General features: G+C 70.0%; 8 protein-coding genes. 4 read left to right on the top strand and 4 right to left on the bottom strand.

The genetic code is table 11. The annotated features are described in order from the left end of the window. Positions 1–41 precede the first annotated feature (41 nt). Positions 42–1,094, top strand: a complete 1,053-nt coding sequence (locus IQ220_RS14915) for an alpha/beta fold hydrolase (protein WP_193916182.1) — start codon at positions 42–44, stop codon at positions 1,092–1,094. Here the strand turns inward: IQ220_RS14915 and IQ220_RS14920 are convergent. Continuing rightward, positions 1,060–1,434 (bottom strand): ferredoxin, encoded by a 375-nt coding sequence (locus tag IQ220_RS14920; protein ID WP_193916185.1) that lies wholly within the window; start codon positions 1,432–1,434, stop codon positions 1,060–1,062. The genes IQ220_RS14915 and IQ220_RS14920 overlap by 35 nt on opposite strands. A gap of 8 nt (positions 1,435–1,442) precedes the next feature. After that, positions 1,443–2,693: a 1-deoxy-D-xylulose-5-phosphate reductoisomerase gene (locus tag IQ220_RS14925; RefSeq protein ID WP_193916188.1), complete on the bottom strand. Its 1,251-nt coding sequence runs from the start codon at positions 2,691–2,693 to the stop codon at positions 1,443–1,445. 50 nt (positions 2,694–2,743) lie between these two features. Between IQ220_RS14925 and IQ220_RS14930 the strand changes: the two genes are divergently transcribed. The 3 genes from IQ220_RS14930 to IQ220_RS14940 are packed head-to-tail and all read left to right on the top strand — an operon-like array spanning position 2,744 to position 5,352. Then, complete coding sequence (locus IQ220_RS14930) at positions 2,744–3,667, top strand: DUF368 domain-containing protein (protein WP_228009292.1); 924 nt, start codon at positions 2,744–2,746, stop codon at positions 3,665–3,667. Between the two features lie 40 nt (positions 3,668–3,707). Then, complete coding sequence (locus IQ220_RS14935; protein WP_193916190.1) at positions 3,708–5,066, top strand: sodium-dependent transporter; 1,359 nt, start codon at positions 3,708–3,710, stop codon at positions 5,064–5,066. A 46-nt stretch (positions 5,067–5,112) separates the two neighbouring features. Continuing rightward, the gene (locus tag IQ220_RS14940; protein WP_193916193.1) at positions 5,113–5,352 is read left to right on the top strand and encodes a hypothetical protein; all 240 of its coding nucleotides are present in this window, start codon (positions 5,113–5,115) and stop codon (positions 5,350–5,352) included. 25 nt (positions 5,353–5,377) lie between these two features. Here IQ220_RS14940 and cysS read toward each other — a convergent pair whose 3' ends face one another. Then, positions 5,378–6,862 carry a cysteine--tRNA ligase gene (gene cysS / locus IQ220_RS14945; protein WP_193916196.1) on the bottom strand — a complete coding sequence of 495 codons (1,485 nt, stop codon included), beginning with the start codon at positions 6,860–6,862 and terminating at the stop codon, positions 5,378–5,380. Between the two features lie 54 nt (positions 6,863–6,916). Then, the gene (locus tag IQ220_RS14950) at positions 6,917–7,126 is read right to left on the bottom strand and encodes a hypothetical protein (protein ID WP_193916199.1); all 210 of its coding nucleotides are present in this window, start codon (positions 7,124–7,126) and stop codon (positions 6,917–6,919) included. Positions 7,127–8,212: the final 1,086 nt, after the last annotated feature.

Below are 8,212 nucleotides of genomic sequence, written 5' to 3' on the forward strand. Positions count from 1 at the left end.
CGCCATGGCTTGAGGATGTCCCGGTCCGGCTGCTGATCCCGATGCTCCGTGAGGTGGGTCCCCCCTGGCTCGGCAGCCCATGGCCCGGCCCACGCTGGCCCTGGTGGGGGCCGGATCTGCAGACCCTGCGCGACACGCTGTGGCCGCTGCGGCTGCCAGAGGAGGGCGCCGCAACCGTTCGCTTTCCCCTGGATCCCATCCCAAGTGCGCCTGGAGCCGCTCCGTTGCAACAGCCCCAGGCTCTGGTTGGCCTGAGCGTTGCACCGGCTCCTGCCACGGCGACACCTCCAGCCCTTGTGGTGCTGCTGCATGGCCTCGGAGGCAGCAGTGAGGCCCGCGGTGTGCGCCGCCTGGGCCAGACCATGGCCGGGGCCGGTTTCGGCGTGCTGCGCCTCAACCTGCGCGGCGCGGGCCCCGGCCGGCCCTTGGCGGCGGGCACCTATGCCGCCGCCTGCAATCGCGACCTGCTGCCGGTGCTGCACCAGATCGCCGCCCTGGCGGCGCCGGCGCCGCTGCTCGGCGTGGGGCTTTCCCTTGGGGGAACGGTGCTGCTCAATGCCGCCCTGGCCGAGCCAGGCCTGCTGGCGGGGCTGGTGTGCGTCAGCAGTCCCCTCGATCTGGCCGCCTGCTCCGATCAGATCGGCCGGCCCCGCAACCGCCTCTACCAGCGCTGGCTGCTGCGCCGCCTGATCGCCCTCACCCAGGACGACCCCTTCGGCCTCGACCCCGCCGAGCAGGCGCGGCTGCAGGGCCCCGGGGCCCCCGGCTCCATCCGCGCCTTTGACGCCGCCATCACGGCGCCACGCTGGGGTTATCCCAGCGTGGAGGCCTACTACCGCGACGCCTCCCCGCTGCAGCGGCTGCTGGCGGGTGCGCCCCTGCCGCCCACCCTGCTGGTGCACTCTCTGGATGATCCCTGGGTGCCCGCCACGGCCACCCAGCAGCTGGCCGCCGCCGCTCCGGCCGCCCTTTGCGCCGATGTGGTGCTCACGGCCGGGGGCGGCCACAACGGCTTCCATGCTCGCGGTGATGGCCCATCGGCCACCTGGGCCGATCAGCTCACCCTGCGCTGGCTGCAGCGGCAGCTGAGCTGAAGGGCTGCCGCCGCAGGATCCATTCCTCGATGGGCACGCCGCCCACCACGTGCTCCCGCACGATCCGCTCGATCCGCTCCGGCGTGACTGCCCCATACACAATCCCCTCCGGCCAGAGCAGCAGGATCGGGCCCTCGCTGCAGATGCGCAGGCAGTCGGCCTTGGTGCGCAGCACGATGCCGCCGGGGCGGGCCGGATCCTCCAGGCCCAGCTCCCGCACCAGGCGTTTGAGCGCATCCCAGCTGGCGGCCCCCAGGGCGGGATCGGGGCAGCAGAGCGCCTTGGTGGGGGTGGCGCAGAGCAGCAGGTGGTGGGCGATCGGGGCTTGGACCACGGGCATGGCAGCGATCAGGCCGGCAGGGCGGCTGGCGTGCGGGCGCTGAGCTGGGCGGCGGCCTCGTGCACCGCCTGGCGGGCCCAGGCGTCGATCGCCAGCACGTCGTCCAGGGATGGCCTGGCGGTGAGGTCGGCCCGGTGGCGGTCACACACCCGCTCGATCAGGCGCGGAATGTCGAGGAAATGCACCTGCTCCTCGAGGAACAGGGCCACGGCCTGCTCGTTGGCGGCGTTCATCACTGCTGGCATCGTGCCGCCGGCCCGGCCGGCGGCGTAGGCCAGGGCCATGCAGGGGTACTTGGCCGGCTCCGGTGCGCGGAAGCTGAGCTGCCCCACCTGCGTGAGGTCCAGGCGCCGCCAGGGGGTCTCCAGCCGCCCGGGCCAGCTGAGGCAGTAGAGGAGCGGCAGCTTCATGTCTGGCCAGCCCAGCTGGGCCAGCACCGAGGAATCGGCCAGCTCCACCATCGAGTGGATGATCGATTGCGGGTGAATCACGATCTCGATGTGGTCGTAGTCGAGCCCGAACAGGTAGTGGGCCTCGATCACCTCCAGGCCCTTGTTCATCAGCGAGGCCGAATCCACCGTGATCTTGCGGCCCATGCTCCAGTTGGGGTGGCTGGTGGCATCGGCCACGGTGGCCCGGGCCAGCTCGGCGGCGGGCCAGTCGCGGAAGGCGCCGCCGCTGGCGGTGAGCTGGATGCGACGCAGACCAGGGGTGGGCACGCCTGTGGAGAGGCGGGCGGTGTCGGCCCAGGGGGTGCCCTGCAGGCACTGGAAGATGGCGGAGTGCTCGGAATCGGCAGGCAGCAGCCGGCTGCCGGATTGCGCCAGTTCTGGCAGCACCACCGGGCCGGCGGCGATCAGGGTTTCCTTGTTGGCCAGGGCCAGGTCCTTGCCGGCGCGGATCGCCGCCAGGGTGGGCAGCAGGCCGGCGCAGCCCACGATGCCGGTCACCACCAGGTCGGCGCTGGGCCAGGCGGCCACGGCGCAGAGGCCGTCGAGGCCCCCCAGCAGCTCCGGCAGCCGTGCTGGCTGGTGGGCCGGATCGAGGGCCGCCAGGCGCTGGCGCAGCTCCGCCACTCGCTCGCCATCGGCCAGGGCCACCGCCTCGGGGGCATGGCGCAGGATCTGCTCCAGCAGCAGGTCGAGGTTGTTGCCCGCCGTGAGGGCCACCACCTTGAAGCGGTCGGGAAATTCGCAGGCCAGCTGCAGCGTCTGGGTGCCGATGGAGCCGGTGGACCCCAGCACGCTGATGGCTTTCACGGCAGGGCTCCCTAAGGTTGCGGCGCTTCAAGTGTCCCACTGATTCCCCCATGGCCCGCGCGCCCTCCCTGCCCTACGTGCTGCTCTGTGGCCTGGCGATGGGCGCCGCCGATGTGGTGCCAGGGGTTTCGGGGGGAAGCATGGCCTTCATCCTCGGCATCTACGGCCGCCTGCTCGAGGCCGTGGCCGGCTTCGACCTCACCTTTCTGGCCCTGCTGGGTCGTGGCGCCTGGCGGCAGGCGGCAGCGCGGGTGCACCTCGGCTTCCTGCTGCCCCTGCTCTCGGGGCTGCTGGGGTCGGTGCTGCTGCTGGTGCGGCCGATCACCTGGCTCTATGCCGACCACCGGGTGTTGCTGTTCGCCTTCTTCTTCGGCTTGATCGTGGGCTCGATCGTGCTGATCGCCCGTCACGCCCACTGGGGCGTCTCCGGCCTGATCGCCATGGCCAGCGGGGTGCTGGGGGCGCTGCTGCTGGTCACCCGGGTGCCGGTGACCATGCCCCACGACCCCCTCACCATCTACTGGAGCGGCGCTGTGGCGATCATGGCGATGATCCTGCCGGGGGTGTCCGGCTCCTTTCTGCTGCTGGTGCTGGGCCAGTACCAGCACGTGCTCGAGGCCGTGAAGGGGCTGCAGTTCGGCACCCTGGTGCCCTTTGCCCTGGGCTGCATCACCGGCCTGCTGCTGTTTGTGCGGCTGCTGCGCTGGCTGCTGCAGCGCTGGCACGGGCAGACCGTGGCCCTGCTGGTGGGCTTCATGGCCGGCTCGCTCTGGAAGATCTGGCCGTTTCGTGTCGTGCTCGAGAGTGTCGTCAACGCCAGGGGCGCGGTGGTGGTGCTGCGCGATGCCCTGGCGCCTCCCACCAGCGGCGGGGCCCTGGCCGTGGCTCTGCTGCTGATGGGCCTCGGGGTGGCCCTGGTGACGGGGCTGGAGCAGCTGCAGGCCCGCGCCGGTGGCCAGGAGATGGGCGCCTGATGGCCACGTGCTGGACACTGGGGCGATCTCCACAGCTGCCATGACCCGTTTCCGCATCGGCGACCGCGGCAGGCCCCCGGAACACTGGGGTTCGGCTCTGGGATTCGTGCTGGCGGCCTCGGGCAGTGCGGTGGGCCTGGGCAATCTCTGGGGCTTCGCCTACCGGGCTTCCCAGGGCGGCGGTGCCGCCTTCGTGCTGCTCTACCTGCTGATCGTGCTGCTGGTGTGCCTGCCGGTGCTGGTGGCCGAGATGGTGCTGGGGCGCAGCACCGGCCATGCGCCGCTGCTGGCGCCGGTCACGGCGGGGGGCCGCCGCTGGGCGCCGCTGGGCTGGCTCTACATGGCGGCTGCCACGGGAATCCTCTCCTATTACGCCGTGCTGATGGGCTGGACAGGCCGCACCCTGCTGCATGCCCTGGCTGATGGCCTGCCGAGCGACATGGCGGCGGCGCAGACCTTCTTCTCGTCGATCAGCAGTGGCGGTGATGCCGTGCTCGGCCACCTGCTCAGCCTGGCCCTCACGGGTGTGGTGGTGGCCGCAGGCATCCGTGGCGGCATCGAGCGGCTCAGCCGCTGGGGCATGCCGCTGCTGTTCCTGATGCTGCTCGGCCTGCTGGTGTGGGCCAGCACCCTGCCGGAGACAGCCGCCGGCTACCGCACCTTCCTGCTGCGCTGGGATGCCGCCAAACTGCTCGACCCGGCCACGATCCGCAACGCCTTCACCCAGGCCTTCTTCTCGATCGGCACCGGCATCGGCGCGATCCTGGCCTACGCGGCCTACCTGGAGCGGCGCAGCCCCATTCCCCGCGAGGCCGCCAGCGTGGTGGCGATGGACACGGCCGTCGGGCTGATGGCCGGCTGCGTCACCTTCCCGGTGGTAGCGAGTTTCGGCCTGGGCGACGTGGTGAGCGGCAGCACCGTGGGCACCCTGTTCATCGCCCTGCCCACCGGTCTGGCCTCCCTGGGCCTGAGCGGCCGGCTCGTGGCCGTGGTGTTCTTCGCCCTGGCCTACATCGCCGCGATCACCTCCGCCGTGTCGCTGCTGGAGGTGCCCACCAGCTCCCTGATGGACCGCCTGGGCTGGAGCCGCCGCCGCACCACCTGGCTGCTGGTGCTGCTGATCGCCGTGCTGGGGCTGCCCTCGGCCCTGGATGTGGGCGTGCTGGAGCGCATGGATGCGGTGTTCGGCGGGGTGGTGCTGATCAGTGGCGGCCTGGGGCTGGCGCTGCTGCTGGGCTGGGGTGCCCCGGCGCGCTTCCTGCAGGATCTGCGTCAGTCCGGCAGCTCTGATGCCCTGGTGCGGCCCTTGCTCTGGGCCCTGCGCTGGCTGTCGCCGCCCGCCATCACGGTGGGCCTGGTGGTGTCGGTGCTCGACCTGGCCCGCAGCTGGAGCGGCTGAGCCCCGCCGGCCAGGGGTTTGACTGGCGCCAGTGGATGGCGGAACGATGACGGCAATGCCGGGCTGGCTGCAGCGCTGGAACTTCATCGAGCGGGCCCGGCTGGAGCGCAAGCTCTGGGATGCCTTTGAGGCCCGCCAGGACATTGAGGCCATGGTGGTCAGCTGCCGCGAGGCGGTGCAGGCCGGCGATGCCGGTCGCTCCTTTGAGCTGGAGGTGTGGCAGACCACCCTGGTGCGGATCCGCCGCATTGAGCGGCTGATGGCTGATCAGGCGCCGCCGGAGTGAGCGGCGCGGGCTGCGGGCAGCCGGCTCAGCGGCGCAGCCACTCGGTGTGGCCGCCGGGGCGGTCGATCAGCTCGATGCCCTCAGCCTGCAGTGCGGCGCGGATGCGGTCGGCGCTTGCGTAGTCGCGGGCGGCCTTGGCGGCGCGGCGGCTTTCGATGCGCTCCAGGATCTCCGCTTCTTCGGGGGCTGCCGCGGTGCCGGCGGGGTTCTGCGGCGGGGCCGGGGCCTCTGGCTTCAGCCCCAGCACGGCCGCCAGCTCCTGCAGCAGGCCCAGCCGGGCGGCCATGGCGGGGCTGGCAACGGCCTCGGCGGCGCTGTCGTCGCCGCGCTCCAGCCGGTTGGCCAGGCTGCGCAGGGGGCGGCCCAGCTCAAACAGCGTGGCCAGGGCGGCTGAGGTGTTGAGGTCGTCGTCCATGGCCTCGATGAAGCGCTCACGCAGCGCCGCCAGCTCTGGCTCCAGGGCGCCGGAATCGCCGGCGCTGGGCACAGGGGTGATGGCGCTGTCGGCGCTGGGCTGGCCGAGGCCCAGGGCGGCATTGAGTCCCTTCCAGCCGGCGGCGGCGGCCTCCAGGGCCTCGCTGCTGAAATCGAGGGGCTTGCGGTAGTGGGCCTGCAGGGTGAACAGCCGCAGGGTCATCGGGCTCACCCCCGAATCCAGCAGGGCGCGGATGGTGGTGAAGTTGCCCAGCGACTTGGACATCTTCTCGCCGCCCACATTCACCATGCCGTTATGCAGCCAGAGGCGCGCCAGGGGCTTGCCGGTGGTGGCCTCCGACTGGGCGATCTCGTTCTCGTGGTGGGGAAAGATCAGATCGGCGCCGCCCAGGTGGATGTCGATCGTGTCGCCCAGCTCCTCGCGCACCATGGCGGAGCACTCGATGTGCCAGCCCGGCCGCCCCTCGCCCCAAGGGGAGGGATAACTCGGTTCGCCCGGTTTGGCGCCCTTCCAGAGGGCGAAATCAAAGGGGTGCCGCTTGCGGGCCTCTTCCGCCGTCGCCACGCGGCCGGCGGCATTGTCCTGCTGCTCGCCCAGGTCGCGGCCGGAGAGCTTGCCGTAGCCGCCATGGCCCATCACGGCGAAATACACATCGCCGTCGGCGGAATAGGCCGCGCCCTTGGCCTCCAGCTCCGTGATCATGCGGCGGATCGCCCCGAGACTGCCCGTGGCCCGGGGCATCCGATCCGGGGGCAGGATGTTGAGCCGGGCCATGTCAGTGCGGAAGGCCTCGATGTTGCGCTCGCTCACCACCTCCATCGAGCTGCCCTCGCTGGAGGCGCGGCCAAGGATCTTGTCGTCGATGTCGGTGTAGTTCTGCACGAAGGTCACCGCATAGCCGCTCCAGATCAGGTAACGGCGCAGCACATCCCAGGCGATGTAGCTGCGGGCGTGGCCGAGGTGGCAGAGGTCATACACCGTGACGCCGCAGCAGTAGATGCTCACCTTGCCCGGCTCCAGAGGCTCGAACGCCTCAACGCGACGGGTGAGCGTGTTGGTGAGCCGCAGGGTCACAGAGGAGATGGGGCGCTGGGTTGGGATCGTGGCACAGGCCTGCGGCTGCCCCGATCAGCTCTCGGGCTCTGATGGGCCGGAGCCGCTCACCCGGCCCACCACGTAGCCCACCAGTGCCCCCACCAGAAACCCCTGGGCCAGCAGGATCTGGCGGCGGTAGCGCCAGGGGATGCGCCCTAGCTGAATGCCCACCACCAGGGCGATCAGCAGCGCGCCGATGCCCACGCCGCGGGCCAGGGCCAGGCCTTTGCGCTTTGGGCGCACCGCTGGAGAACGGTCACTCCGGGAGAGGCCAGGCCGTCGGCCGCCGTCGGGTGGTTCGCGTGCACTGAAGTTTGGCAGACAAGGAGTATCGATCGAACCCCAAATATAGGTTGAGATCCTTCGCAGCGCGATTTTCCTGCCGGCAGATGTTGCAGGTACACCAACATGGTCGCCCTGTGGATCCCATCAGCGCTCCACCACGACAGTGGACTCACTCATTGAAGGTGGATTCAGGGTCGGATGCTGTGAATGCGTGCGCCGTGCTGAAGAGCGTGTCAAGTGACCAGAGCTGGCTTTCAAGAGGATCAAGTGTTGGACCCCCATGCATCCAACCAGATGAAGCCTGCTGCCAGACAGTGCCGATGCGTTGCTCCCCATTGAGCTGAAGGTCCCAACACCCACATCAGGGTCGACGTGGGGGATCAGCGAATCACCGAATTTCCCCAAACTTGTAGCGGCTCTGGGCTGACTGTCTGACAGCCATGATGTGCCAAACCAGCTCTAAAGCTGTCCTTGCACGCCCCTCAAGCCCCTGGGGCCCCAGCCCTGGAGGTGGCCCATGCTCTGGCCCAGATCCATTTTCAGGCCCTTGCACGGGTTCTGACAACGAGGGCCATCGCCTTGGCCGTCACGGAACTCTGGCTGGACCCATGGCCGCTGAAGCAAGCTTCTCTCCGCAGCGGCACCGCAGTGGCACAAGCGGTCCTAGCCCAGGCTGCTGGTGCCCTTCTGGTGGGTTCAGATGTTGTCTGATTCAGAACGCTTCAGGTACCAGCGAGCGCGGCTGTCCAGCCTTGGCTCTGATCCCAGGAGAGGCCCCCGTCCTGCGCGCGCGTCTCCAGCCGCTCAGCCGCATGGCGACAGGGCCCTTTGAAGCACCGGCAGAGGAGGGCTGAGCAGGTGCTATAGTTTTGGACTGCTCTGAGAGGGGAAGGCCGCGAGGCTGGAACCAGAGAGGAGCAGGCTTACAGAGATGGAAGAGCGCCTGCGAGAGCGGCCCTTCGGTGCTGTAGGTTTCTTAGGTCGCTGCGAGGCGACAGCCACCGAGAGCTTCTGGAAACGGGAGTGGAGGTAGCAGAACCTGGA

Source organism: Cyanobium sp. LEGE 06113 (assembly GCF_015207615.1).

Bases quoted from the DNA above. Each gene is read 5' to 3' on its own strand.
- IQ220_RS14920 (WP_193916185.1), bottom strand. From the start codon at position 1,434: ATGCCCGTGGTCCAAGCCCCGATCGCCCACCACCTGCTGCTCTGCGCC.
- IQ220_RS14915 (WP_193916182.1), top strand. From the start codon at position 42: ATGCTCCGTGAGGTGGGTCCCCCCTGGCTCGGCAGCCCATGGCCCGGC.
- IQ220_RS14930 (WP_228009292.1), top strand. From the start codon at position 2,744: ATGGCCCGCGCGCCCTCCCTGCCCTACGTGCTGCTCTGTGGCCTGGCG.
- IQ220_RS14940 (WP_193916193.1), top strand. From the start codon at position 5,113: ATGACGGCAATGCCGGGCTGGCTGCAGCGCTGGAACTTCATCGAGCGG.
- IQ220_RS14935 (WP_193916190.1), top strand. From the start codon at position 3,708: ATGACCCGTTTCCGCATCGGCGACCGCGGCAGGCCCCCGGAACACTGG.